23 protein-coding genes are annotated in these 25,446 nt (G+C 64.2%); 10 read left to right on the forward strand and 13 right to left on the reverse strand.

Features of this window, described 5'->3' with window-relative positions; genetic code table 11:
- Window positions 1–7: 7 nt before the first annotated feature.
- From phbB (AC3A4E_RS09270) to gluQRS, 4 genes are all read right to left on the reverse strand, one after another.
- Window positions 8–754 carry an acetoacetyl-CoA reductase gene (gene phbB / locus AC3A4E_RS09270; RefSeq protein ID WP_487631196.1) on the reverse strand — a complete coding sequence of 249 codons (747 nt, stop codon included), beginning with the start codon at window positions 752–754 and terminating at the stop codon, window positions 8–10.
- Between the two features lie 67 nt (window positions 755–821).
- Window positions 822–1,313 (reverse strand): polyhydroxyalkanoate synthesis repressor PhaR, encoded by a 492-nt coding sequence (gene phaR / locus AC3A4E_RS09275; RefSeq protein WP_487631197.1) that lies wholly within the window; start codon window positions 1,311–1,313, stop codon window positions 822–824.
- Window positions 1,314–1,467: 154 nt separating this feature from the next.
- Window positions 1,468–2,208, reverse strand: a complete 741-nt coding sequence (gene phbB / locus AC3A4E_RS09280) for an acetoacetyl-CoA reductase (protein WP_487631198.1) — start codon at window positions 2,206–2,208, stop codon at window positions 1,468–1,470.
- A 51-nt stretch (window positions 2,209–2,259) separates the two neighbouring features.
- Entirely contained in the window at window positions 2,260–3,156 is an 897-nt protein-coding gene (gene gluQRS / locus AC3A4E_RS09285) for a tRNA glutamyl-Q(34) synthetase GluQRS (protein WP_487631199.1), read from the reverse strand.
- Window positions 3,157–3,317: 161 nt separating this feature from the next.
- Here gluQRS and htpX point away from each other — a divergent pair, with 161 nt between their 5' ends.
- Window positions 3,318–4,223, forward strand: a complete 906-nt coding sequence (gene htpX / locus AC3A4E_RS09290) for a protease HtpX (protein ID WP_487631200.1) — start codon at window positions 3,318–3,320, stop codon at window positions 4,221–4,223.
- 100 nt (window positions 4,224–4,323) lie between these two features.
- Here htpX and AC3A4E_RS09295 read toward each other — a convergent pair whose 3' ends face one another.
- Entirely contained in the window at window positions 4,324–4,653 is a 330-nt protein-coding gene (locus AC3A4E_RS09295; protein WP_487631201.1) for a DUF1244 domain-containing protein, read from the reverse strand.
- A 109-nt stretch (window positions 4,654–4,762) separates the two neighbouring features.
- On the opposite strand from AC3A4E_RS09295, the gene folD reads away from it, so the two are divergent.
- The 5 genes from folD (at window position 4,763) to AC3A4E_RS09320 (ending at window position 11,322) form a co-directional block, all read left to right on the forward strand.
- Window positions 4,763–5,638 carry a bifunctional methylenetetrahydrofolate dehydrogenase/methenyltetrahydrofolate cyclohydrolase FolD gene (folD, locus tag AC3A4E_RS09300; RefSeq protein ID WP_487631202.1) on the forward strand — a complete coding sequence of 292 codons (876 nt, stop codon included), beginning with the start codon at window positions 4,763–4,765 and terminating at the stop codon, window positions 5,636–5,638.
- A gap of 71 nt (window positions 5,639–5,709) precedes the next feature.
- Complete coding sequence (locus AC3A4E_RS09305) at window positions 5,710–6,393, forward strand: hypothetical protein (RefSeq protein ID WP_487631203.1); 684 nt, start codon at window positions 5,710–5,712, stop codon at window positions 6,391–6,393.
- Between the two features lie 75 nt (window positions 6,394–6,468).
- Window positions 6,469–7,926 carry an IMP dehydrogenase gene (guaB, locus tag AC3A4E_RS09310; RefSeq protein WP_487631204.1) on the forward strand — a complete coding sequence of 486 codons (1,458 nt, stop codon included), beginning with the start codon at window positions 6,469–6,471 and terminating at the stop codon, window positions 7,924–7,926.
- Between the two features lie 119 nt (window positions 7,927–8,045).
- Complete coding sequence (guaA, locus tag AC3A4E_RS09315) at window positions 8,046–9,626, forward strand: glutamine-hydrolyzing GMP synthase (RefSeq protein WP_487631205.1); 1,581 nt, start codon at window positions 8,046–8,048, stop codon at window positions 9,624–9,626.
- A gap of 196 nt (window positions 9,627–9,822) precedes the next feature.
- Complete coding sequence (locus AC3A4E_RS09320; protein WP_487631206.1) at window positions 9,823–11,322, forward strand: HEPN domain-containing protein; 1,500 nt, start codon at window positions 9,823–9,825, stop codon at window positions 11,320–11,322.
- A gap of 24 nt (window positions 11,323–11,346) precedes the next feature.
- Here AC3A4E_RS09320 and AC3A4E_RS09325 read toward each other — a convergent pair whose 3' ends face one another.
- The 7 genes from AC3A4E_RS09325 to AC3A4E_RS09355 all read right to left on the reverse strand — a co-directional run bounded on the left by AC3A4E_RS09325 (window position 11,347) and on the right by AC3A4E_RS09355 (window position 19,883).
- Window positions 11,347–14,067, reverse strand: a complete 2,721-nt coding sequence (locus AC3A4E_RS09325; RefSeq protein ID WP_487631207.1) for a hypothetical protein — start codon at window positions 14,065–14,067, stop codon at window positions 11,347–11,349.
- Complete coding sequence (locus tag AC3A4E_RS09330) at window positions 14,064–15,269, reverse strand: SIR2 family protein (protein ID WP_487631208.1); 1,206 nt, start codon at window positions 15,267–15,269, stop codon at window positions 14,064–14,066. Before AC3A4E_RS09330 ends, AC3A4E_RS09325 begins: the two co-directional genes overlap by 4 nt.
- Before the next feature lie 34 nt (window positions 15,270–15,303).
- Entirely contained in the window at window positions 15,304–15,861 is a 558-nt protein-coding gene (locus AC3A4E_RS09335; RefSeq protein WP_487631209.1) for a hypothetical protein, read from the reverse strand.
- 407 nt (window positions 15,862–16,268) lie between these two features.
- Entirely contained in the window at window positions 16,269–17,918 is a 1,650-nt protein-coding gene (locus AC3A4E_RS09340) for an AAA family ATPase (protein ID WP_487631210.1), read from the reverse strand.
- A 198-nt stretch (window positions 17,919–18,116) separates the two neighbouring features.
- Window positions 18,117–18,590 carry a VOC family protein gene (locus AC3A4E_RS09345; protein WP_487631211.1) on the reverse strand — a complete coding sequence of 158 codons (474 nt, stop codon included), beginning with the start codon at window positions 18,588–18,590 and terminating at the stop codon, window positions 18,117–18,119.
- A 241-nt stretch (window positions 18,591–18,831) separates the two neighbouring features.
- On the reverse strand, window positions 18,832–19,392 hold the full coding sequence (locus AC3A4E_RS09350; RefSeq protein ID WP_487631212.1) for a hypothetical protein: 561 nt from the start codon (window positions 19,390–19,392) through the stop codon (window positions 18,832–18,834).
- Window positions 19,389–19,883 (reverse strand): RNA polymerase sigma factor, encoded by a 495-nt coding sequence (locus AC3A4E_RS09355; RefSeq protein ID WP_487631213.1) that lies wholly within the window; start codon window positions 19,881–19,883, stop codon window positions 19,389–19,391. The genes AC3A4E_RS09350 and AC3A4E_RS09355 overlap by 4 nt, the downstream gene beginning before the upstream one ends.
- Between AC3A4E_RS09355 and AC3A4E_RS09360 the strand changes: the two genes are divergently transcribed.
- Window positions 19,848–21,461 (forward strand): amidohydrolase family protein, encoded by a 1,614-nt coding sequence (locus tag AC3A4E_RS09360; RefSeq protein WP_487631214.1) that lies wholly within the window; start codon window positions 19,848–19,850, stop codon window positions 21,459–21,461. The genes AC3A4E_RS09355 and AC3A4E_RS09360 overlap by 36 nt on opposite strands.
- Complete coding sequence (locus AC3A4E_RS09365; RefSeq protein WP_487631215.1) at window positions 21,458–21,739, forward strand: hypothetical protein; 282 nt, start codon at window positions 21,458–21,460, stop codon at window positions 21,737–21,739. Before AC3A4E_RS09360 ends, AC3A4E_RS09365 begins: the two co-directional genes overlap by 4 nt.
- Window positions 21,740–21,897: 158 nt before the next feature.
- On the opposite strand, the gene AC3A4E_RS09370 is transcribed toward AC3A4E_RS09365, so the two are convergent.
- Window positions 21,898–22,512: a TetR/AcrR family transcriptional regulator gene (locus tag AC3A4E_RS09370; RefSeq protein ID WP_487631216.1), complete on the reverse strand. Its 615-nt coding sequence runs from the start codon at window positions 22,510–22,512 to the stop codon at window positions 21,898–21,900.
- 131 nt (window positions 22,513–22,643) lie between these two features.
- Between AC3A4E_RS09370 and AC3A4E_RS09375 the strand changes: the two genes are divergently transcribed.
- Both AC3A4E_RS09375 and AC3A4E_RS09380 read left to right on the forward strand, forming a co-directional pair.
- Complete coding sequence (locus AC3A4E_RS09375) at window positions 22,644–23,807, forward strand: isovaleryl-CoA dehydrogenase (protein ID WP_232135147.1); 1,164 nt, start codon at window positions 22,644–22,646, stop codon at window positions 23,805–23,807.
- A gap of 10 nt (window positions 23,808–23,817) precedes the next feature.
- Window positions 23,818–25,425: a carboxyl transferase domain-containing protein gene (locus tag AC3A4E_RS09380; RefSeq protein ID WP_487631217.1), complete on the forward strand. Its 1,608-nt coding sequence runs from the start codon at window positions 23,818–23,820 to the stop codon at window positions 25,423–25,425.
- The last annotated feature ends 21 nt before the right edge of the window (window positions 25,426–25,446 follow it).

Here is a 25,446-nt window from a genome sequence, read left to right on the forward strand (position 1 = left end):
GCGTTCCTCAGAACCCCATCAGCAGACCGCCGTTGACCGGCAGGTTGATGCCGGTGATGTAACCGGCATCGTCGGCCACGAGGAACGCGACCGCGCGTGCGATGTCGTCCGGTTGGCCGACACGGCCCACCGGCACGCTGGCGACGGTGCGGGCCAGAACCTCGGGCGGCATCTTCGAGGTCATCGGAGTTTCGACGTAGCCGGGCGACAGGCTGTTGACGGTGATGCCCTTGGCCGCGACTTCGCGGGCCAGCGACATTGTCAGTCCGTGCAGGCCGGCCTTGGCCGCGGCGTAGTTGGTCTGGCCGAAGTTGCCGGTCTGGCCACTGACCGAACTGATGTTGACGATCCGGCCGAAGCCGCGCGCGACCATACCGTCGACCGCGGCGCGGCACAGATGGAAGGCGCTGTCGAGATTGATGCGCAGCACGTCGTCCCACTGCGCGGTGTCCATCTTGCGCAACGTCGCGTCGCGGGTGATGCCGGCGGCGTTGACCAGGATGTCGACCCTGCCATGCACGGCTTCGATCTGCGCGACGACGGCAGCGCAGGCGTCGGCATCACCGACATCCAGCGCGCACGTGGTCACCGGCAGGCCGGCCATGTCGGCGGCGAATGCATCGAGACGTGCGGCGTCGGCCGGCAGGTCGGCGGCGACGACCTGGACGCCGCTGGTGGCGAGCTGCCGGCAGATGGCGCGGCCGATGCCGCCCAGGCCACCGGTGACGATGGCGACGCGGGGAGTGTGGGTCATACGGGACGTCCGGGAAGCGGAAACGAAAACGGCGCGGAATCCGCGCCGTGTCGAGCGTGCGGAAGAATCAGCGGCCGCGCTTGGGCGGATCGCGCTCGGCAGGCTTGGCGGTCGGCGTGGCGCCGCTGACCATCGTCTTCTGGAATTCCTTCCACAGGTCGAGGTTACGCTCGGTCAGCTGGTTCATCATCGTCCACGGCGTCTGGCCCAGCAGGCCGCCCATCTGCTGGCGGAACTGCTGCTGCTGGTCGAGGAAGGTCTGCATCGAGCGCTCGAGGTAGTTGCCCATGAAGCCCTGCATCGAGTCGCCGTAGAAGCGGATGATCTGGCTCAGCAACTGGGTCGACAGCACCGGTTCGCCGTCAGATTCCTGCTCGGAGATGATCTGCAGCAGCACCGAGCGGGTAATGTCGTTGCCGCTCTTGGCGTCGCGGACTTCGAAGTCCTCACCGTCGACGATCAGCTGGCGGACGTCCTCGATGGTGATGTAGCTGGAAATTTCCGTGTCGTAGAGTCGACGGTTCGGGTACTTCTTGATGATGCGCACGGCACTGCTCATGAAGCCAACACTCTGATCCTTGATGCCGCGCAGCATGGCGCAGCGGGGTGGGGGGCGCAACTGGACACAAGCGCCTGAAGCACCGATGCGCGTCGCGTCGCGGACCGCCAGCGCGAAGCCGGGCGGGCGGTCCGTACGCGATGCGCAGGCTGCTTCACCAGCCCATGTGGTGGCCACCGTTGATGTCGAGGTTCGAGCCGGTGATCCACGCAGCCTCATCGGCGACCAGGAAGTTCACCGCATAGGCGATTTCTTCCGGGCGGCCCAGGCGGCCGGTCGGGATGTCGGCGGCGATCTTCGCGCGCACTTCCTCGGGCACCGCCATCACCATGTCGGTGGCGACGTAACCGGGCGACACCGTGTTGACGGTGATGCCGAGCTTCGCGTTCTCGCGTGCCAGCGAAATCGTGAAGCCGTGCATGCCGGCCTTGGCCGCAGCGTAGTTCGCCTGACCGTACTGGCCCTTGAGACCGTTGATCGAGCTGATCTGGATGATGCGACCCCACTTGCGGTCGCGCATGCCTTCGATCACCGGGCGCGTGACGTTGTAGACCGAGTTGAGGTTCGTGTTGATGACGTCCTGCCACTGCAGCGCGTGCATCTTGTGGAATGTGCCGTCGCGGGTGATGCCCGCATTGTTGATGAGGATGTCGATCGGCCCAAGCTGCGCTTCGACCTCGCGCACCATCTTCTCGGCTTCCTCGTGATCGGACACATCGCCCGGGGCGATCGCGATCTCGTAACCGGCGTCGCGCATCTGCGCCTGCCAGGCCTGCGCCTTCTCGGCGTTGCGGTAATTGGTCGCCACGCGATAACCGTTGTCGGCCAACCGCTTGACGATGGCCGTTCCGATTCCGCCGGTGCCGCCTGTAACCAGTGCCACGCGTCCGCTCATGCCGTCCTCGTTGGTGTGGGGCGCTGCCGTTGTGGCAACGGGTCTTGCAGTCTATGCATCGCTCGTGACATGGCCGTTGTGCGGCGCACAAACCACGATGTCGTGCGCCGGGATGCGCTTCGGATCGAAGTGCTCGATAGCCGCTTCGAGGAATGCACGCGGTGTTCCGGCAGGCGCGGGTGGCACTTGCCCGAGTGCGTGCCAGGCAAGATGCAGGCACGGCATCGGATCGCCGGTGTCGAGCGACGGCGCCTGCTCCGACTTCGACAGCTTGCGTCCCTGCGGGTCGACCAGCAGCGGCAGGTGCGCGTACCGCGGCGTCGGCAGGCCGAGGATCTGCTGCAGCAGGATCTGCCGCGCGGTCGATTCGAGCAGGTCGGCGCCGCGGACCACATCGGTGATGCCCTGGTCGCCATCGTCCACGACCACCGCGAGCTGGTAGGCGAAGAAGCCGTCCGCGCGTCGCAACACGAAATCCCCGACTTCGGTGTCGACCTGCTGGACCTGTGGTCCGCGGATCGCATCGTCGAACACGATGCGCGTGCCCGGTTCGACCCGCAAACGGATCGCAGGGTCGGGGCGGGGATCGCGTGCGACGCACGCACCGAGGTGCCGGCCCCTGTTGCCCGCGAGGTCGGCGCGGCTGCAATGGCAGACGAAGGCCTGTCCCCGGGCGAGCAGTGTGTCGATCACCGCCGCGTATCGCGCATCGCGTGCGCTCTGCACGAGCACGTCGCCGTCATGATGCAGACAGAGCGATTGCAGCATCGCCAGTTGCGAGTGCGCCGCGCCGTCGATCGCGCGCAGCCGGTCGACGTCCTCGATGCGCACCAGCCATTCGCCGCGCGCCTGACGCGCCAGCAGCCAGCTGCCGAGTGCGGCGACCAGCGAGCCTGCATGTAGCGGACCGGTGGGCGAGGGCGCAAACCGGCCGCGATAACCCGACACCGGCACGGACGTCGGGAAACTGTCTGGCACATGAACTGTCACGGGGTCACCACTGCGCCTTCGACGATGCTGAATTGAAATCGGGCGTCGCTGCACGCAGATTGTCGCGACACGTTTTTTCTTCCGCCTGACGCAGGCGTCATCCGGACTCAAGGTACCCAATGTTCAAGCGTTTCGGTCTACTCATCGCCACCAACCTCGCCGTGCTCGCGCTGGTCAGCGTCGTCATGGCGATCTTTGGCATCAATCCGTCCAGCTACGGCGGACTGTTCGTGTTCGCGGCCCTGTTCGGGTTCGGCGGCGCGTTCTTCACCCTGGCGATTTCCAAGTGGTCGGCCAAGCGCGCGACCGGCGCGTACGTCATCAAGGACCCGCGCGACGAATCCGAGCGCTGGCTGGTCAACACCGTGCGTCGCCAGGCCGAGCAGGCCGGCATCGGCATGCCCGAGGTCGCGATCTACGACGCGCCCGAGATCAACGCCTTCGCTACCGGTGCCAACCGCAACAACGCGCTGGTTGCGGTGTCGACGGGCCTGTTGCGCTCGATGACCCGTGACGAAGCCGAAGCCGTGCTGGGCCATGAAGTCGCCCACGTCGCCAACGGCGATATGGTGACGATGACCCTGCTGCAGGGCGTGCTCAACACCTTCGTGATCTTCCTGGCCCGCGTGGTCGGCCGCGCGATCGACGGCTACCTCAATGGTGGCCGCGACAACGGCGGTGGCGGTATCGCGTACTTCGCGATCGTGTTCGTGCTGGACATGATCTTCGGCCTGTTCGCGTCGATGATCGCGATGTGGTTCTCGCGCTACCGCGAGTTCCGCGCCGACGAGGGCGGCGCCGCACTGGCCGGCCGCGAAAAGATGATCGCCGCGCTCGAGCGCCTGGCCCAGACCTACGGCCAGAGCACGATGCCCAAGACCATTGCCGCGTTCGGCATCAGTGGCGGCGTGGGCAGCGGCCTGAAGAAGCTGCTGATGAGCCACCCCCCGCTCGAGGAGCGCATCTCCGCGCTGCGCAATGCGCCGCCGAGCCGCGACTCGGTGCGTCAGGGCATCGTCGCCTGATCCGCATCCACCCGTGACATGCAGAAGCCCGCCAATCGGCGGGCTTCTGCTTTCTGGCGCGCCTGTTGCGGAAGTCGCAAGGGGGCGCAGTCTTCGGGCGTCAGCTGCCCGCGTGGGTCTTCTGCGTCGCCTCGAACGCCGCCAGCTGCTCCGGCGTCGCGTCCTTCTGGTGCTGCGCCTTCCACGCCGCGAACGGCATGCCGTACACCGCTTCGCGCGCGGCGTCCTTGTCCAGCGCCGCGCCTTCGGCATTTGCCGCGTCGCGGTACCAGTCCGCCAGGCAGTTGCGGCAGAAGCCGGCGAGGATCATCAGATCGATGTTCTGCACGTCCGGGCGCGCGTTGTTGAGGTGCGCGAGCAGGCGCCGGAATGCGGCGGCTTCGACGCGGGTGCGGGCGTCGTCGGACAGGGCGGGGGCGGCATCGGCCATGGGGACACTCCGGGGGCGGGAAGCCCCACAGGATCGAGGCGCATGCCGGTGCCTGCAAGCCCGGCCCCGAATCGGGGACAATGGCGGGCCCCCAGATGTCCGAGCCCGCATGACCGCCGTCGAATCCATTCCGGCCCGCATCCTCGACGGCAAGCGCATTGCCGATACCTTGCTCGACCAGCTGCGCGTGCGCGTGGATGCGCGCGTCGCCGCCGGCGGTTCGCGCCCGGGGCTGGCCGTGGTGCTGGTCGGTGGCGATCCGGCCTCGCAGTCCTACGTGCGCAACAAGCGCCGGGCCGCGGAGAAGGTCGGTATCCAGGCCTTCGATTTCGATCTGCCCGTCGGCACAAGCGAAGGTGAACTGATCGCGCTGATCGACCGGCTCAATGCCGATCCGGCCGTGCACGGCATCCTCGTGCAGCTGCCACTGCCGGGCATTCCGGACGCGACCCACATCATCCACCGCATCGACCCGCGCAAGGACGTCGACGGCTTCCATCCCGAAAACGTCGGCCGCCTCGCGCTGCGCCAGTTCGGCCTGCGCCCATGCACGCCGCGCGGCATCACCACCTTGCTGGCCTACACAGATCGCCCGGTGCGCGGTGCCAGCGCGACCATCGTCGGCGTGAGCAACCACGTCGGCCGGCCGATGGCGCTGGAACTGATGATCGCCGGCTGCACCGTCACCACCTGCCACCGCTTCACCCCGCCGGACGTGCTGCGCCGGCACGTGGGCGAGGCCGACATCCTGGTCGTCGCGGTCGGGCGTCCATCGCTGATTCCGGGTGACTGGGTGAAGCCGGGCGCGGTGGTGATCGATGTCGGCATCAACCGCATCGAGGACGGCCGTCTGGTCGGTGATGTGGGCTTCGATGCCGCCGCGCAGCGCGCCAGCTGGATCACGCCTGTGCCGGGCGGGGTGGGACCGATGACCGTCGCCACGCTGATGCAGAACACGCTGGAAGCGGCAGACGCCGCCGGCTGACGCATCGCCCTGCGGCCGGTTTACGGCCCATCGACGTTCTCCGGAAAGAGAGTCACCACCGGAGCGTCGCCATGCAGTCCCATTCTTACCGAGCCCAGGCCGCCTGTTGCCTGGCCCTCCTGCTCGGCGCCGGAATGTCCGCAGCGGTCAGCGCGCAGGTGCCTGGCGGGTGCGAGACGCCCGTCGAGCAGCGACAGGGCGAGATCGGCTGCTACCTGCTCGACGCCCGCGCCGTGCCGGACCTGCCAGCGCAACCGCTCTACTGGCATCTCTACGCATTTCCCACGCTGGTCGAGGCCCGGGCCGCGGTCAAGGGGCCACGCCAGCAGGCATTGATGGCGCAGGGCAGGGCGTGGCTGTTCGCGATCGAACCGCAGACCTGGAAAGCCGGCTCGGGTCAGCGCACTGCGGTGATCGGGCCGCTCCCGGTCACGCCGGGTCTGTCGTATACGGCGCGCTACATGGAGTCGAGCACGCCCCCGGGCATGCACGCGGTGGTGCACGCGCATTCGGGCGCCGAAGCGTTCCATGTGCTCGAGGGCGCCCAGTGCGTGCAGACGCAGGCGGGCGCGACCGTGATCGGCGTGGGCGAAAACGGGATCACCAGAGCGGAGACGCCGATGACGTTGTTCGGCATGGGCACGGCGATGCGCCGCGCACTTGTGCTCGTGCTGCACGACAGCGCACGCCCGTGGATGACGATGTCCGACTGGACGCCGCCCGCAGGCGCCTGCGGCACCGCCGCCGCGCACTGATCCGGCACACACTGTCCCTGCCGGGCGGTCCCAAACGCGCTAGAATGGCGCGCTTCCTCCTCCCCGGCGCCCCGCATGCTGCGCATCCAGGCCGAAGCACTCACGTACGACGACGTATCGCTCGTTCCCGCCCACTCCTTGATTCTGCCCAAGGATGTCCGGCTCGCCACCCGCCTGACGCGCGACCTGCGCCTGAACCTGCCGATCGTCTCCGCGGCGATGGACACCGTCACCGAAGCCCGCCTCGCGATCGCGATGGCCCAGCTCGGCGGCATCGGTATCCTGCACAAGAATCTCAGCGTCGAGCGTCAGGCCGCCGAGGTCTCGAAGGTCAAGAATTTCGAAGCCGGCGTGATCCGCGAGCCGTTCACCGTCGGCCCGGACACCACCATCGGTGAAGTCCTGCGCCTGACCCGCGCGCGCAACATCTCCGGCGTGCCGGTGGTCGATGGTACGCGGCTGGTCGGCATCGTCACCGGGCGCGACCTGCGCTTCGAGACCAAGCTCGACGATCCGGTCCGCAACGTGATGACCAAGCAGGATCGCCTGATCACCGTGCGCGAAGGCGCCAGCGACACCGAAGTGCTGGCGCTGCTGCACAAGCACCGCATCGAGAAGATCCTGGTCGTCAACGACGATTTCGCGCTGCGTGGCCTGATCACGGTCAAGGACATCCAGAAGGCGCACGACAATCCCAACGCCGCCAAGGATGCAGACGAGCAGTTGCTGGTCGGCGCCGCGGTGGGTGTGGGCGGTGACACCGAGCAGCGCGTCGAAGCGCTGGTCGCAGCCGGCGTCGACGTGATCATCGTCGACACCGCGCACGGCCATTCGCAGGGCGTGCTCGACCGCGTGAACTGGGTCAAGAAGACCTACCCGCAGGTGCAGGTGATCGGCGGCAACATCGTCACCGGCGAAGCGGCCAAGGCACTCGAAGACGCCGGCGCGGACGCGGTGAAGGTGGGCGTGGGTCCGGGTTCGATCTGCACCACGCGCGTCGTCGCGGGTGTGGGCGTGCCGCAGGTCACCGCGATCGACATGGTCGCCGAGGCGCTGCAGGACCGCATCCCGCTGATCGCCGACGGCGGCATCCGTTACTCGGGCGACATCGGCAAGGCGCTGGTGGCCGGCGCATCGACGGTGATGATCGGCGGCCTGTTCGCCGGCACCGAAGAAGCCCCGGGCGAGGTCGAACTGTTCCAGGGCCGCAGCTACAAGAGCTACCGCGGCATGGGCTCGCTGGGCGCGATGGAGCAGGGCTCGAAGGACCGCTACTTCCAGGATTCGTCGGACGCCGACAAGCTCGTCCCTGAAGGCATCGAAGGCCGCGTGCCGTACCGCGGTGCGCTGGGCGGCATCATCCACCAGCTCGCCGGCGGCCTGCGTGCCACCATGGGTTACGTGGGCTGCGCGACGATCGAAGACATGCGCACCCAGCCGAAGTTCGTGAAGATCACCGGCGCCGGCCAGCGCGAGAGCCACGTGCACGACGTCACGATCACCAAGCAGCCGCCGAACTACCAGGCGGGCTGAGGCCGCGACATCACGCACCGATCCGGGATTCGCGAAAGCGGATCCCGTTTCGTATCCGGCCTCCACGCACCGCACTTCCCAGCGCCACGCGCCATCACACTCCAGACAAAGCCACGCCGATGACCGACCTGCACAGCGACAAGATCCTGATCCTCGACTTCGGCGCGCAGTACACGCAGCTGATCGCCCGCCGCATCCGCGAGCTGGGCGTCTACTGCGAAATCTGGGCCTGGGACCATGATCCGGCCGAGATCGCCGCGTTCGCGCCCAGGGGCATCATCCTGTCGGGCGGCCCGGAATCGACCACCGAACACGGCTCGCCGCGCGCACCGCAGCAGGTGTTCGACGCCGGCCTGCCGCTGCTGGGCATCTGCTACGGCATGCAGACGATGGCCAAGCAGCTGGGCGGCGAGACCGAAGCCGCCGACGCGCGCGAATACGGCCATGCCGAAGTCGCCATCGTCGCGAAGGACAGCCTGTTCGAAGGCCTGAGCGATCACGCCGGCGCCCAGCGTCTCGACGTGTGGATGAGCCACGGCGACCACGTCAGCGCCGCGCCGCCCGAGTTCACCGTCACCGCCAGCACCGACCGCGTGCCGGTGGCCGCGTTCGCCAACGAAGACAAGCGCTGGTACGGCGTGCAGTTCCATCCCGAAGTCACCCACACCAAGCAGGGCCTCGCACTGCTGCGCCGCTTCGTCGTCGACATCTGCGGCTGCGCCACGCTGTGGACCGCGGCGAACATCATCGACGACCAGATCGCGCGCGTGCGCGAGCAGGTGGGCAGCGACGAGGTGATCCTCGGCCTGTCGGGCGGCGTGGACTCGTCCGTCGTCGCCGCGCTGCTGCACAAGGCGATCGGTGAGCAGCTGACCTGCGTGTTCGTCGACACCGGCCTGCTGCGGCTTCGCGAGGGCGACCAGGTCATGACGACCTTCGCCGATGCATCGAGTTCGCATGGCCTCGGCGTGCGCGTGATCCGCGTCGACGCGCGCGACCGCTACTTCAGCGCGCTCGCAGGCGTGAGCGATCCGGAAGCCAAGCGCAAGATCATCGGCAACCTGTTCGTCGAGATCTTCGACGAAGAGTCCAACAAGCTCAGCAACGCCAAGTGGCTGGCGCAGGGCACCATCTACCCCGACGTCATCGAGTCGGCCGGCAGCAAGACCGGCAAGGCCCACGTCATCAAGAGCCACCACAACGTCGGCGGCCTGCCCGAGCACATGAAGATGGGCCTGGTCGAACCGCTGCGCGAGCTGTTCAAGGACGAAGTGCGCAGGCTCGGCGTCGAACTCGGCCTGCCGCGCGAGATGGTCTACCGCCACCCGTTCCCCGGCCCGGGCCTGGGCGTGCGGATCCTCGGCGAAGTCAAGGCCGAGTACGCCGAGATCCTGGCCAAGGCCGACCACATCTTCATCGAAGAACTGCGCAAGGCGGACCTCTACGACAAGACCAGCCAGGCCTTCGCCGTGTTCCTGCCGGTCAAGTCCGTCGGCGTCGTCGGCGACGCCCGCGCCTACGAGTGGGTGATCTCGCTGCGCGCCGTGGAGACCATCGACTTCATGACCGCCCACTGGGCGCACCTGCCGTACGACTTCCTCGGCCGCGTCTCGAACCGGATCATCAACGAAGTCCGCGGCGTCTCGCGCGTGGTCTACGACATCAGTGGGAAGCCGCCTGCGACGATTGAGTGGGAGTGAAATCTATTTTCTTCGGGTTATAAAGCGGATATGAAGCTACTCACGAAGAGCAGCGGCGCTCCTTGAGTTTCTTAGGAGCTCCGCATGCAGACCTTGCCGCTCTTGTTCAGGCGGACCTTGTGGGTCAGGTTCGAATCCAAGACCTTCAAAGGTGAGCACCCTGTCGACGCCGATTGTTTGAACGGGTGAGGCGATGATGAGCAAGTTCGAGCTGCCAAAGGATTTCGAGTTCGTAGGCGATTGGGTGAGGGCCACGGTCGACGGCGACAAACCGATCCCCGGCACGATGAAATGGCGGGACCGACGCGCGCACTTGGCGCTCCATGACAGCTTTACGCCGCTCAGAGGCGACATCTACGGCGACGAGGTCAACGAGTACGCCGTCATCCACGGATCGAGCTTGGACAGCAAGCTGATCACGGTGCTCAATGCCTCGAGCGTCGGCGGGTCCTTCAACTTCGGACCAGCGGGAATAAGGCAGCCGGAGAAGATTCGCTCCGGTTTGGTGTTAGTTGGCGCGCATGTCACGCAACAGACTCAATACCGCGAGATGCGGGTGCGCGTCCCCGGACTTGCACGCTGGCTCTCGCGGGGCGTTTTGGAGTGGATACAGGCGCATCAGACAAACGGTAAGGGAAGGACGGCGATGCTTCAGCTCGACGACCTTCCCGACGAGGTGTTTGAGGTTCCGGCGATCGGTGCAAAGATCGCGTTCCGGATGGAGCGGATGTTCTCAGAGAGAAGCGCGATTGCGGTCCAGGCCACGACCTCAGGCGTCATCAGGATTGAACCCGACGAGCCAAAGGCGCTGGACTGGTACTTTGACCAGGTAGGCAGCATCTGCACCATGCTCGGCTTCATCGCGGGCACGCCGATGGGGCCGGATCTGATCAGCGTCAAGGTCGATGGACTCAGAGCCCCCTTGGACGTCTTGGTGGCACTTCGACAGGACAAGCTGTGTCTGTACGAGGACTTCGACTTCTTTCTTCTCCGCAGCGAGCTCGGGGCGGAGTTAGGCGACGTCCTGCGTACCTGGTGTGCGGTCTACGAATCGTTCGCGACGCCAATCCAGTTGGCTTTCAGCATCTTCGCGTCGGACGAATTATGGATGCATGTGGAGTTCCTCAGCCTAATGCAGGCGCTCGAGGGATTTCACCGTGCGATCGGCGAGGGGATGTACATCTCGGAAGATGCGTTCGCACCCATCCAGCAGGCGCTGCTCAATGCGATCCCGGAGGGAGTCGACAAGGACCACCGGCAATCGATCGAGTCCCGGATCCGTTACGCCAACGAGATTTCGCTAGCCAAGCGTCTTAATCAGCTAGCCTCCCGCCTGGCGCCGGATGTGCGTCGGAGAATCCTGGGCAGAGCTGGAAAAGTGCCGCGCGGTTGGGTCGACACACGCAACTACTACACACACTGGGACGAGTCTGCGCGCGACAACGTACTCGACGGCATCGATATGCACCGGGCGGGAGCGCGTTTGCGGCTGATGCTGCGGGTGCTTTATCTCGACCTGATCGGCATCCCGTCGCAACAGGTGGTCACGGCGCTCGGTGGGGCTTTCAAGGAAAGCCAGTACCTCATCCAGATCAACAGTGCGGAAGTCCGCAAGTTGGATCCCGATGCAGCAGTGACTCCGATGATGTCTATCCGCATGGAGGACGCCGCGGAGCCTGACGCGGATCGAGGATAAAGCTGGCGGCGTACGTAGACGTTTCTACCGACGACGCGCGACGGCAGCCAGCCGTCGGAAGGCTGGATCCTGCGCAAGGTTTGCCGACACCACCCGGACGTGGTCCAAGCTCTCCGCTAAGTCCATCGGTACGACTGCGCCTTCGGATACACCAACGCTCCTGTCAAGCAAGCGCAACAGCGCGATCGCTTTCGCCGGTGTGTCGATCAACTCAAGCCTTGGAATCCCTTCGACATCGCCGCGGAAGCCAAAGTCGTGCATTGACCAGCAGTCGAACGGCACTATGAACCGCAGGATCGCTCCAACTGCGTCGGCAAAAGCGCCCTCTGCAGCGGCGGGTAGGTCGGCAAACGCGGCGCTGACACCGCGCGTGGCCAACGAACGTTCCTGCGGCCAGACGTTCTCCAGGAACGGTGCAACCACACCGCGGAATATCTCCTCGGCAGACTGCCGGGGCTGAACCGATTGATCTTTGGACATCCAGCTCAGGAAACGTTGCACCGTCTGCGCGGCGGCGGCGCGCACCTCGTCGTCGACGGCCCGTAGCGTCTGCTGGATCTTCGCGTTCGCAACGGCGGGCTCGCGCCCTTCGCGGAAGGCGTGGAGCGACTCAAGCACAAGGCTGGACAGCAGGGAGCCCCTGGTCTCGCGTCCCAGCCGTCGATCCACGGCCCTCTCGGCAAAGTGTTCACCGATCTCGCTCAGGACGTTGGCAAAGTGTGTGCGCCGCGCGATTGCTCGCCACAGCGCCAGCGAATGCGCATCGTTGGCGACGAGCGGCGCGATGAGGTTGTCGCGAGACCATGCCTCCTCGGCATTCAGAAAGTACGGAAGTTCTTCGATCAGGCGGTGTCGCCCAATCAAGCCGGACTTTCCGTTGGTGGAAACGATCGCGTCGCGCATCGTCCGGAGGGAAGCATTCGCTTCGAACGGATTCTCGCGTCCTTCGATGCGAGGGCAGTGCGCGAGGAAGACCCCAACGAGCCGGCCCGTCGCCGTGTTGAGGGTGTCGAGGTCCGCAGGTTCTTCATCCCGTGCAGCCGTGACGATCTCGTTCAAATCGATGGAATCCGAGGTCTCATCCGCTCGGTTCGTCGCGTCGACCGCGATCGGCCAGAGCTTCGTCCATACCGCCAATAGCAGAGGCGATCGCGTGACGACGCGTTCCCACGCCGACATCCAGTGGGTGATGCCTTGAATCGCTTGTTCGATTGGGATAATGGGAAGCCGCTCCAGCAGCGCCATGACGCGATCGGCCGTTTGCCGGTGTTCTGACGCCTCCGCCGTCTCACGACTTGGTGCGCTGTGGGCCCAGCCGAAGCGGTCCCACACGTTTGGGTAGTCCGCGCCGCCATCCCGGGCGGACTCAAGATCGGGCAGCAGGCTGCTGGGATTGTCGTCGCTGCGGATCCAGTCCTCGGCGCGTTCAGCTGGATCGTCGTTCCAACTGTCGCGGGCTGAAGTCAGCGCCGCCTCAAGCGCGCGCAAGCGCTCCTCTCCGGCAAGGTCGTCGAACCGATCATCCGGCTCAGGCGCGACCCAGCGCGACATCGCCGAGGACAAGAAGCCGAATCGAATCGAGTCCATCTCCTGCAGTTCCGGATGCGCGCCGAGCCTCCCGGCCAACCAATCCGCCGCTGCAGGCGGAAGCTGGCTGCCCGCGATCTCGATGCGCCGAAACTCGCGCGCGGCCCAGTATTGCCGTGCGCCCTTGACGCGGTCACGATCCGAGCCCCGAGGCCAGAACGCTGCAGGCGGTCCCTTTTTGAGACGGACGACCATCCGGCGTTGCGCATCGTCCGAGGTGTCGTTGAAGCGCAGCGCCCGCAACTCGGCGATTTCCGGGAACGCATGCACGTCCCAGAACGGGCGGTCATCCAAGGCGGGCAGCGTGTCGCTCAATTCATCAGATGGCGTAAGTTCCGGAATCTGCGACAGGGACGCCCACAGTCGCAGATGGACCGGCGTCTGCATCTGCTTCCAACGCGACACGAATGCGCGCGCCTGGTGGACATCGAGTGCGGCGATCCGCTTCACCATCGCATCGAGCAATTTAACCGCCGGCGCGATCCCGTGGTGGAACCTGTCGACGTCCCAGCCGTATTCGTCGTCGGCTCGGGCCTGGTAGCTCACGGCGTACAGCTGACCCAAACGCCAGAACTTGTGGTCGCCTTCCCATCCAAGCCTACGCCCGAGGCTGAGGCCCTCGTTGACGGCGCCTTCGAGCGCGATCGCCAGTGATGCGAGGAAATCGATCTCCACGATGCCGTCTAGGCGAAACACGTGAAGATCGGTCAGGTTCTGGCTTCGGAGTGAGGCGTGGAAGAGATCCTCGACCCGGCGTGGCCGCTTGGCGGTCGCGCCTGATGGCTGCTTCGACCGGGCGCTGACTTCCAGCCTAGGTTTGACCACGGAGACGATTGCCGAGATCAGGGGGCCGGATCGCTCTCCAGCAACGATACGACGCTGCACGCGATACGCGTCGCTGGAAGAGGACTGAGGCATTTCCTCTGCCCAACTTTGCTCGATCAGGCGCCATGCCGAGTACCAGGGATCCTTGAGCTTGTTAACGTCAAGGAGCTCAAGCGACTGCAGGACCGCGATGCGCTTGACCACCTCGTGGGGCTTCGTCCTCAGGGCCCACTCGATCGTCGCCCGCTCCGCCAGCCGCTCGTGCAGGAACGCCATCAGCGTCCGCACCGCATCCCGATCCTTGTCGTTGAGCAAGAGCCATTGAGAGATCACGCCGACGCCTCGCTCTCGCGTTCCAGAGCGATCGCCGCGATGGCGTCCAGCCACCCGGTGTCCGCCCCTGCCTTCGACGCCAGATTAGAGAGCTTGACGCGCTCCGTGGTGCTCTCTCGACGGATCAGGTGGTCGAACAGGTCCCGGTCGGCCTCGGCGGCAAGGCTGCGCGGTGACTTCACGATGCGCCTGATCTCCGCGTCGACCTTCTTAGGGTTGCCGTTCACGGCCGACAGTTCGACCCAGCGCTCGAGCAGGTCTAGCAGCGCCTTGTGGCCGTCCTTGTTGTCGTAGGCGATGGGCGTCATGCCGCGCCCCTTCCAGTCTTCGATCAAGACGGGGTCGGGCGTGTCGGACCCGACGAAGGTGAAGCGTTCCCTGAGGTCATCGAAACGAACGCCGTCGGCCGCGATGGCATTGAGCAGGTAGCGCATCGGCGGGTCGTCGGCGCTGTAGCCGACGAGCACAATGTGGAACAGCCGGGCCGCATCGTAGATGAAGTCAGGCACCGAGCGCCGGCGCATGTAGAACTCGCCGAAGTCTTGGTCGGTCAGGACGAGGTCGGACGTGCGCTTGACGTCGCGAGCAAGCGCGCCGTGGATATGGAGGATGCCGGCGAACTCCTTGCTGCGTGCCGGCCTCGGGATGCCTCCCAGGGAATACGTTTGCGGACGTCGTTTGCCCTGGCTGCCGGCCTGCAGCAGCAGATCGAAGTTTGTGGTGACGATAGCGGTACCTACACCGCGGTCCGCCAAGCGTATCAAGGCCTTGTGGATACGCGCAGGCTCGCTGCCCGCATTGCGTAGCACCTCCGCGGCCGCGGCCCTCACCCGGCTGGCGACGCTGGGCGTGTCGTCGATCCTGCGCTCGAGCATGCCGAGTACGACGTCGTAATCCTTCCGCTCGAACCGTTTGACCTCGGCGATCTGCTGGCTGGTCAGTCCGTCGAGCCCGACGGGGGCGTCCTCGTTGGCAGAGAGCACGGCATAGACGCTGGTGTCGAGCTTGGCGTAAACGTCGATGACGAGCTTGCGGAAGTCCGGGAGTCCGGCGGGTATGGACACGCCGGCACCGGTGATGAAAAGCACCTGGCCGCGCGCATGCGCCAGCAGCAGTCGCTCCGGGACGAAGGGCAGGCCATCGCCGAGCGAGATAACTCGATCGGGAGGTAGCGACCTTGCGAGTGGGGTCGGTGTACTCATGGCCCGTGGACGCCGCTACATGGCCAACCAGCGATCATCTTTTGCTAGCGGATTTTTGTGGGTTACCATCAATATACACAATCTTTGATGCTCCTTTCTCTGACTTTTCGTGCTGGCTTTTCGCCAAAGAAAGCTGACTGACCTTTTTTGAAGTTAAACGTCCAACATCGACTACCACATAATAAGCGAACGAGGTTCTTTCGGAGCTTCGGTAGGCCTCTAGTTGCTTCGTGTAACCTGTGACCAAGCTGGTGTTAGTAGAAAGTTTTATTTCCACCAGAACTTTACTGCCGCTACCCCCTGATACTTTGAAGTCGACCGGGCCATTTCCGGCGTTTGACTCTGGCGAAATATCAAGCCGGTTTGCTTCGCAGTAGGCGCTAGCTGCAGCAAAGAAAAGTCTCTGTACAGCTTTCTCATTTCTCGAAATCAGATGCTTATCATCCCAAAGCTCCTTCCAAAGCCCATTCTCTTCAACCAATTCTTTAAACTTTTCAATAATTAGCTCAACAACTGCAATTGCCTGAATTTTCCCGTTTGGCTGCTTCGCGAACTGCGATAGATCTAACGGAGCATTATTCGCAACGGTCATCCTAATATGTGCGGGATAAATCTCCCCGTTACGATCATTCTTAATGTCGTAAGGCTCAAATCGTGCATGAACGTTTAATCAAGTTGTGTTGAGAGCCCTCTGTGCCTGTTCAGCCATGGGCGGATATGTGTGCTGCGCAGTCACTGGACTCGTGTCCCCATGAGCGGTGGTCTGCGAGCCGCGATGGTCCGCTAGGGATGCTTGATTGAGCGCTGTCGTCGGAATTCGAAGAGCTGTTTCAGATAAACAGTCCGCTATTGGCCGAAAGCAGACTTAGATAGCGAATAGATGGACGTCCGCCTCTGACTAGAGGTCGGACGCTCACCATGGACCGTTCACTCGAAGGAATATCGCGTTGACGAAGATAAAAGAAATCTGCCTTCGAATCCTACTTTAGGGCCTGTGCTCTAAGGCATACCGCGACGCGCCGGGTTTTTTATCCACTCAATTATTGCGCGCATGAAATCCCAGACGTCCCCTTGGCTTGGATGCACATAACTTGCATCGGCAGGATCACTGCCCAAGCGATCAAGCATATCGACGACCCAATCGGTCTTCTTCCCCTGCGCCCCGACCGCCGGAAGCCATCTTTCAAGCTCGCCGGTGCGAACAACAAAAATCCCGTATTCCTTAAGCGCATCAAAGAGCGCATCCGCTGCGTCTCTGTCTGGTCCATTGAGTAGCCCCACGCCGCCGACCTTCATGTCGTGCCCTGCTGCCTCAAAGAGAGCTTTAATGCTGGCTCGATCCGTCGCCAATCCTCCGTGGCGGGCGTTAGGGACGTGAGCCACGTTTAGCCACCCCGTCCAGACGCCGCCGCCATCTTTAAGTATATCGATGTCCGGAATCGCTACCGCTGGCACTCCGAACTGTCTAAGTGGCCCAACAACATCTCGAATTGTCTGTTTATTTTGTGCATTTATGAAAAGCACAGATGGTGCCTCAGCGAGATTTCGCGTAAGCCGATAGAATATCTCTGCATAAAAGGCACGGTCGTTGTCTGATTCAGTAACGACCACTCCGTCATAGAATAAACCGGATATCACATTTGTGCTTCGCAATAGCGGCCGCTTAAACAATGTTTCAAGTTGAGTGGGATCGACCATCCTTCCGCGAGACCTTCCTTCGAAGTACTCCAGCCGCACTACGCGAACGTCTTTCGATGCTTGTACGCAACCCATGAGGAAGTCTGCGCTATGAGTCGAAGCCATTAGCGCCCCGTTCCGCTCCGTGGCAGATGTCGCCAACTGCTTACCCAGCTTTTTTGCTAGCGGAGGGTGAAGGAAGGCCTCGGGCTCGTCGATAAGAATAGTGTGGTATTCGCCAGACAGAGCAGCTGTTGCAATGCCGGTAAATGCCTGAACCCCGTCGCTCGCATCTTTAATGTACGTTGCTTCGCGATGATACTCGCGGGCCTGCAAATTCAGACTTTGTTCGTCAGCAAGCGGCACTGAATCCGAAAGCCGGATACGCAACGTCCCACCACTAGTTGGGTCCACGACGAAGTACTTTTGGAAAGCATCAAATACCCAAGAGCGGACCTTTTCCCTGGCCGTATCGTCTTGGAACAGATGCGCGAGTACGTTCTGCGGCGCTGCCAGCAAATCACCGGTAGATTGGTCGTTCGTTAAATTAAATCTAGATCGACCGTCGAGGCGGAGGACGCCCCAGCGCAAGAACTGCGTTGCCCACCAGTTCTTGTCAGTTTGGTCGCGCGCTATTTCAAGAATGCTGCGCCTATGCATAAGCGAGCGTTCTAGACCGCCGCCGAGCGCGATCCTGCCAATCGCCACTTGATCCTCAGGCATGTTGGGTTCAGCAAACTTTTCGAGGCTTAGAAGTTTTTCTTCTAGCTCGTCGGTCGACGGCCACGCCACTTCGTAATCTTTCAGGATCTTCAATCCTGTCGGAAAGGGGTGGGTTTGATAGGCCATCTCCAACTCCTTCAGGACAAGACTCTTTCCGGAGTTGTTTGGGCCAACGAAGACCGTGATGCCGCTCGTTGGCAGGTTGAGATCAGAATTTTCCGTAAACTTTAAGACGATCGAGGAGATCATTTAATTTCTCTGTCCGGCGGATTATCTAGATTAGTAGTAGTCAATATATCTTAGAGCTACTTCTGCGGAGGCAATGTGGCCCCAGCCTGAAACTAACTTCGCAAGCGAGTGGTCGAGTCTCCCTTCTCAGGCGTGGTGACGGACGGCCACGTGGTGACCGCCTTTGACCGGAAGCGTACTTACCGCTTGACAGCAAGATCAGTGCTCGCGAACAGCGTTTGGCGGCTGCATGAACTCGATAGTCGCGCCGTCAGGGCCAACGACGTAGATCACCCGCGTTCCAGCCCGCGCGCCACCTGCGATCGGCTGCGGCGTGCCTTGTGCCTTCCAACCATAGGTGGCGATCCGCGACAAGAGCGCGTCGATGTTATCGACCACGAAGGCGACATGCGCGAAGCCTGGGTCGAACGGCTTGGCCGGTGAGCTCGGCCGATCTACGCCCTGATACTCCAGGAGTTCGATCGTCTGGCCTGCCAACGACACAATTGCAAGGCGTACCTCCGCTCCGGGCGCACCCGTAACTTCGCTGAGGAACTCGCCCCCCATCTCGCCCGTACGCACGAGCTCCGCCCCAAGCCCATCTAGCCAAAACCGAAGCGCCTCATCGAGGGAGGCGACCGCGAAGCCGACGTGGTCGGCACATCGCACCTTGAAACTTGCATGCTCGCTCATACGGACAATCGTACTGGCCAAAGCTGTTCGTCCGCTTCCGGCCAAAAGCGGACATTTATACGTTAGCCAATGCCGGTGGCGTCGATCTCACACTTCGGCACAGCGAGGCGATCCAGTAGCCGAGCAACAAGCCCACGACATGTCCGGGCTTCGGATAGTAGGCGTAGATCAGAGCCGAACAGCTCCGTCTTGAACTGACTTTCGGCCATACCTGGCGCGCTTGTGCCGTTTATCCAGAGCATCACGCTAGCCGTCGCATTGCCCGGTATTCACGAAGACGTCGACGGCCCTGCCAACGCGAAAGCCAGAGTGTTCCCAGCGCGCAAATCGCCGCGTAGACCAGCAGGTCCCGGGCAGGTGCTTGCCAGGCAGGGTCACCGAAAGCGAATGCGCTGATCGCGCCGATGATGGCGTAGGCGAGCAGGGCAATTGCGGCGATCCGGGCAATGCGCAGCTCACGCAGACCGGCGCGCAGCTGGGTCATCCGGGCGTGCGCATAGGTGCGCACGTTTTGTGCGGCGTCGACCGGAGATGGCTGCGCGTCGCGTAGGAGCAGCCACCAGATGGCGGGCAGGTAAGCGACGAAGAAGGGCATCACCAGCCAGTACGCAGGTGTTGTCGCCCCGCCGAACAGTGGCCGTGCCAGAAGCGCGATGCCGGCGAGTGTCAGCGCGACTTCGAGGGACCGCCGAAGCCGGCGATGCCAGCGGGTGCGATGCACGCTTGCCGCCAGCGCGGCGTCGTCGGCCGGTGGGCGCGCAGTCTGCCAGGCGGACTGCATCAACTTGTCGAACTCGGTCATGCGATGTCTTCCTGCGAAAGCAGTGTTTTCAGGATGGCGCGGCCTCGATGCAGACGGACGCCGACGTTCTCTTGTGAGATTCCAAGCAGGCTGGCGATCTCGCCGTAGTCGAAGCCTTCCAGTTGCAGCATCAAGGGTTGCCGCAGCCGTAAGGGCAAGGTGACAAGCGCTTCGAACAGCCACTCGCTACGTGCACGCTCGGCTTCGTCGGTGGTGGCGGGGTCGGGCACGTCGTGCTGGATGGGATCCAACTGCAGCGGTGCGGGTGCACGCGTCGCGGTGCGCACGTGGCTGGCGCCGAGGTTGTGTGCGACCCGCAGAACGAATGGGAGTAGTCGGTCGTGCTCGCGCAGCGTCGGCAGGGCCTGCCAGATCGCGAGCAGCACCTCCTGCATCAACTCTTCGCGCAGCGCGGGGTTGAGCTCATAGCCGCAGACAGCGCGCCAGAGTTGCGGATGGAAGGCGTTGACTTGGGACCACGAGGGTGGCATCGGACTCGGATTCGGTGGGATCGGACAGTCAGTCGTCGAGGAGCGCCGGTTTCTTACAACAGACTCTGCGCGAGGTTGTGCGTAAGAAACCGGGTGGACGGCGCGACTGAACCGGGTACACCCACACCGGATTTCAACATGCATCGTCTCATTTCGTGGTCTCTCACCGGATTGCTGGCCTGCGGGCCCGCGCTGTCTCTCCACGCGGCTTCGAAGCCACTGGCACTCGACCGGGTGCACATCGTCGACCTCGAAGCGGGTCGCAGCGGGGAGGCGCAATGCGTCCGGATCGAGCAGGGACGCATCGCGCGCATCGCGAGTGCCGGCAGCCGTGACTGCCGACGCGGTGCCACCGTCGTGCCGCTCGATGGCGGTTATCTGATGCCTGGTCTCATCGACATGCACGCACATCTGACGCTGGGCCCACTCGAGGTACGCCGGGAGGGAGAGGAGGTGATCATCGAGGCACTGCCCGACGACGCCATTGCCGACCATAACGCTGCACGACTGGTCGGATTCGGGATCACCACGATCCGCAATCCCGCGGGCGATCTCGCTGCAGCTATGCGCTATCGCACGCGGCGGGCCGAGGGCACGGTCACTGGCCCCGAGAGTTTCGATGCAGGCACGGTGCTCAACAATGTCGACCTGCCAGGCCTCGGCACCGGCGTCCGCACGGTGGACGACATGCGCCGAGCAGTGGCCGCGCAGGTCGACGCGGGCGCCGACTGGATCAAGCTCTATACGGGCCTGACGCCGGAGTTGCTGCAGGCCGGCATCGACGCGGCGCATGCGCATGGCCGGCCGGCGGTGGCGCACCTTGAGGATGTGGCGTGGACCGCCGTGTTGCCGATGGGACTCGATGGCATCGTGCATCTGATGCCGATCAGCCCGGAGCTGTTGGCCCCTGAGGATGTCGAGGCGTATCGCGAAGCGCGCCGTCCCGGGACGTTCGGCTTCTTCGAGTGGTGGGAGCGTTTCGACCCCGAGGGCGCGGAGGCTGACCGGATCGTTGCCGCCTTCGAGCGCTACCGGCCCGTGTTCGACGCCACGCTCGTCGCCTTCCATGCCGCCTTCGTGCAGGACCAGGCAGACAGCCCTTATCTGGATGAAGCCCGGCGTTACGCGCATCCGCGTCTGTTCGAAAACTGGACGTCCTTTTTCACCTTCGCGATCGGCTGGGAGGCAGACGACTTTGCGCGCGCACGCGCCGTGTGGCCGAAGGTGCAGCGCATGGCTATGCGTCTGCATGCGAGCGATGCACGCATGACGATCGGCACCGACATGAGCAATCCCTGGATCGCGCCGGGTGTCAGTTTCCATCGCGAAATGAACTTGCTGGCCGACGCCGGTGTTCCGAACGCCCGGATACTGGCTGCGGCGACGTGGCGGGCCGCCGATGCGTTGGGAGCCGGCGATCGCCTGGGGCGGGTCGCGATCGGGTACGAGGCCGATCTGCTGGTACTCGATGACAACCCGCTGGAGGATCTGGCGCATGCGCGTGAGGCGCACGCGGTGGTCGTCGATGGCCGCTATCTCGATTCCGCTGCACTCGCCACGTTGCGGGGTGACGAATGAGCCCGCGCGAAGAGGGTGTCGCGCAGGAGGCTGCACGCAGAGTCAGGCGTCCGTGGCGCTGGATCGCTCTTGGCGGCGTCGTTTGCCTGCTGGCCTGGCTCGCACTTGGCATCGGGCTGGTCACAGGCGTGGAGAGGACGACACGCCTGGTGCTGGTCACCGTCGCAGCGGTCGCCACCGAAGGTCTCGTCTGGCTGAGCGCCGCGCTGCTCGGGCTGCGGGTATTCGAAGCCCGGCGCCAGCTTTGGCAGACGCTGCGGGCACGTGTAATGCGCTAGCCGCGTCTCGGAAGAAAGCGGGCGCCGTGCGGCGCCCGTTCTCTCATCACATCCGCTTTTCGTCGGGAGAGGAAATGGACTTGATGCCTGCGCCCTCTGCGTTCCGAGTTGTCGACACAGGGCATCTTCCGTCTATCGCAGACACATGACGCCAAGCCTTATCCGACCGACCCCGCCGCCCGCAAACACACCTCGCGAATCGACTCCACCAACTGCGCCGGCCCGGACGTCTTCTCTCTGAGTATCGGCGCCACCGGTCCGACCAGCGCTTCGGTGAACGCGCCGACGATGCAGGCGGCGGTGACGTCGGCGTCCTGGGCGGGGAACTCCTTGCGTTCGATGCCGGCCAGCAGGATGTCGCGGAAGACTTCGCCGAAGCGGCGGCGGCCGCGGATGCGTTCGGCGTCCACTTCGGGATCGACGGGCTCGGCGATGAAGGCGTAGGCCAGGGCCGGGCCGGCGAGGGCGCGGCGCACGAAGGCTTCGATGGCGGCGCCCAGCTGATCGCGGGCATCGATGTGGGCGGCGGCTGCGCCGCGCAGGATCACGATTTCGGCGTCGATGGCGACGGTCAGCACTTCGACGAACAGTTCCGTCTTGGACGGGAAGTAGCGGTAGATCAGCCCGGTCGAGACGCCGGCCTCGGCGGCGACGGCGGCTACCTGGGCCTCGCGGAAGCCGCCCACCGACACCAGCGTGCGCGCGGCGTGGACGATCCGCTCGCGGTTGCGGGTCATCCGCTCTTCCATCAGGTCAGAACGCCGGTAGCTCAAAACGTGATCCTCAGTTCAATTTTTGAATATTAGTTCAATTCTTGTCCGGAACCCGCTAGCCTGTGCCGATCGGGACCACTGCGCAGGCGCGTGCCATGCGGGTCGTCGTCCCCGGGAACCTGGAGTCCAGCATGCGTATTCCGTCCATCGATTTCCAACTCGGCGAAGAGATCGAGATGATCCGCGAGTCCGTGCAGGACTTCGCCGCGCAGGAGATCGCGCCCCTCGCCACGCATGCGGACGAGGCCAACCAGTTCCCGCACGCGCTGTGGACCAAGCTCGGCGCGCAGGGCCTGTTGGGCATCACCGTCGAGGAAGAATACGGCGGCACGGGCCTGGGCTATCTGGCCCACGTGGTCGCGATGGAGGAGATCTCGCGGGCCTCGGGCGGCATCGGCCTGTCCTACGGCGCGCACTCCAACCTGTGCCTTAACCAGCTGCGCAAGAACGCCAGCGAGGCGCAGAAGCAGCAGTACCTGCCGAAGCTGTGCAGCGGCGAGTACGTGGGCGCTCTGGCGATGAGCGAGCCGGGCGCGGGTTCGGACGTGGTGGGCATGAAGCTGCGCGCGGAACTGCGCGGCGACCGCTACGTGCTCAACGGCAACAAGATGTGGATCACCAACGGCCCGACCGCCGATGTGCTGGTGGTCTACGCCAAGACCGATCCGGACGCCGGCCCGAAGGGCATCACCACTTTCATCATCGAGAAGGGCTTCAAGGGTTTCTCGACGGCGCAGAAGCTCGACAAGCTCGGCATGCGCTCGTCGGATACCTGCGAGCTGGTGTTCGAGGATTGCGAAGTGCCGGTCGAGAACGTGCTCGGCGAGGTCGGCGGCGGTGTCAAGGTGCTGATGTCGGGTCTCGACTACGAGCGCCTGGTGCTGTCGGGCGGTCCGCTGGGCCTGATGGCCGCAGGACTCGATGCGGTGCTGCCGTACGTGCACGAGCGCAGCCAGTTCGGCGAGGCGATCGGCAACTTCCAGCTGATGCAGGGCAAGGTCGCCGACATGTATGTCGCCTACAACGCCTGCCGCGCCTACGTGTACGCGGTGGCGAAGGCGGCCGACGCCGGCAAGATCACCCGTCAGGACGCCGCGGGCGTGATCCTCTACGCCGCCGAGAAGGCGACGTGGCTGGCCGGGCAGGCGATCCAGGCGTTGGGCGGCAACGGCTATATCAACGAGTACCCGGTGGGCCGCCTGTGGCGCGACGCCAAGCTCTACGAGATCGGCGCGGGCACGTCGGAGATCCGGCGCATGCTGATCGGCCGCGAACTGTTCCGCCAGACCAGCTGAAGGAGCACCGATGGCTATCCTGCAGAGCCGGATCGACCCGGCTGGTGAGAGTTTCCAGACCAATGCCGCTGCGATGCAGACGGCGCTTGACGATCTGCGCGCCACGCATGCGCGCATCGCCCAGGGCGGCAGCGAAGCCGCGCGAGAGAAGCACCGCAAGCGCGGCAAGCTGCTGGTGCGCGATCGCATCGATGCGCTGATCGATCCCGGCGCGCCGTTTCTCGAGGTCGCGCCGATGGCGGCGCACGGCATGTATGGCGGCGAAGTGCCCAGCGCGGGTGTCGTCGCCGGCATCGGTCTGGTCAGCGGCGTCGAATGCATGATCGTCGCCAACGATGCGACGGTGAAGGGCGGCACCTATTACCCGATCACGGTGAAGAAGCATCTGCGTGCGCAGGAAATCGCGCAGCAGAACCGTTTGCCGTGCATCTATCTGGTCGATTCCGGTGGCGCCTTCCTGCCGATGCAGGACGAGGTGTTCCCCGATCGCGATCATTTCGGCCGGATCTTCTACAACCAGGCCAATCTCTCGGCGCAGGGCATTCCGCAGATCGCCTGCGTCATGGGCTCGTGCACCGCCGGCGGCGCCTACGTGCCGGCGATGAGCGACGAGACGGTGATCGTCAAGGAGCAGGGGACGATCTTCCTCGGTGGTCCGCCGCTGGTGAAGGCCGCGACCGGCGAGGAAGTAGACGCCGAATCGCTGGGCGGCGCCGACGTGCACACGCGCATCTCGGGCGTGGCCGATCACTTCGCCGAAGACGATCTCAATGCGCTGGCGCGCGTGCGCGACATCGTGGCCTCGCTCAACTGGCGCAAGCAGGGCGAGCTGCTGACGCAGCCGTCGGAAGAGCCGGCTTATCCGCCCGAAGAACTCTACGGCGTGATTCCGGCCGATACGCGCAAACCGTATGACGTGCGCGAAGTGATCGCGCGGCTGGTCGATGGCTCGCGCTTCGACGAATTCAAGGCGCGCTACGGCACGACGCTGGTCACCGGCTTCGCGCATCTGCACGGCTATCCGATCGGCATCGTCGCCAACAACGGCATCCTGTTCTCCGAGAGCGCGCTCAAGGGCGCGCACTTCGTCGAGCTGTGTGCCAAGCGCGGCATTCCGCTGCTGTTCCTGCAGAACATCACCGGCTTCATGGTCGGCAAGAAATACGAGAACGGCGGCATCGCGCGTGATGGCGCGAAGCTGGTCACCGCGGTCGCCTGCGCGAAGGTGCCGAAGTTCACGGTCGTCATCGGCGGCAGTTTCGGCGCCGGCAATTACGGCATGAACGGCCGTGCGTATTCGCCGCGCTTCCTGTGGATGTGGCCCAACGCCCGCATCGGCGTGATGGGCGGCGAACAGGCGGCCGGCGTGCTGGCCACCGTGCGCCGCGATGGCATCGAAGCCAAGGGCGGCACGTGGTCTGCGGAAGACGAGGACGCGTTCAAGGCGCCGATCCGCGAGCAGTTCGAGCAGCAGGGGCATCCGTACTACGCCAGCGCACGACTGTGGGACGACGGCATCATCGATCCGGCCAAGACCCGTCGCGCCCTTGGGCTGGCCCTGTCCGCGGCATTGAACGCACCGAACGAAGAGACGAAGTTCGGCATCTTCCGGATGTGACCGGGCGCGACGAGGACACCG

It is taken from the genome of Luteimonas sp. Soil_N_1 (assembly GCF_057656255.1).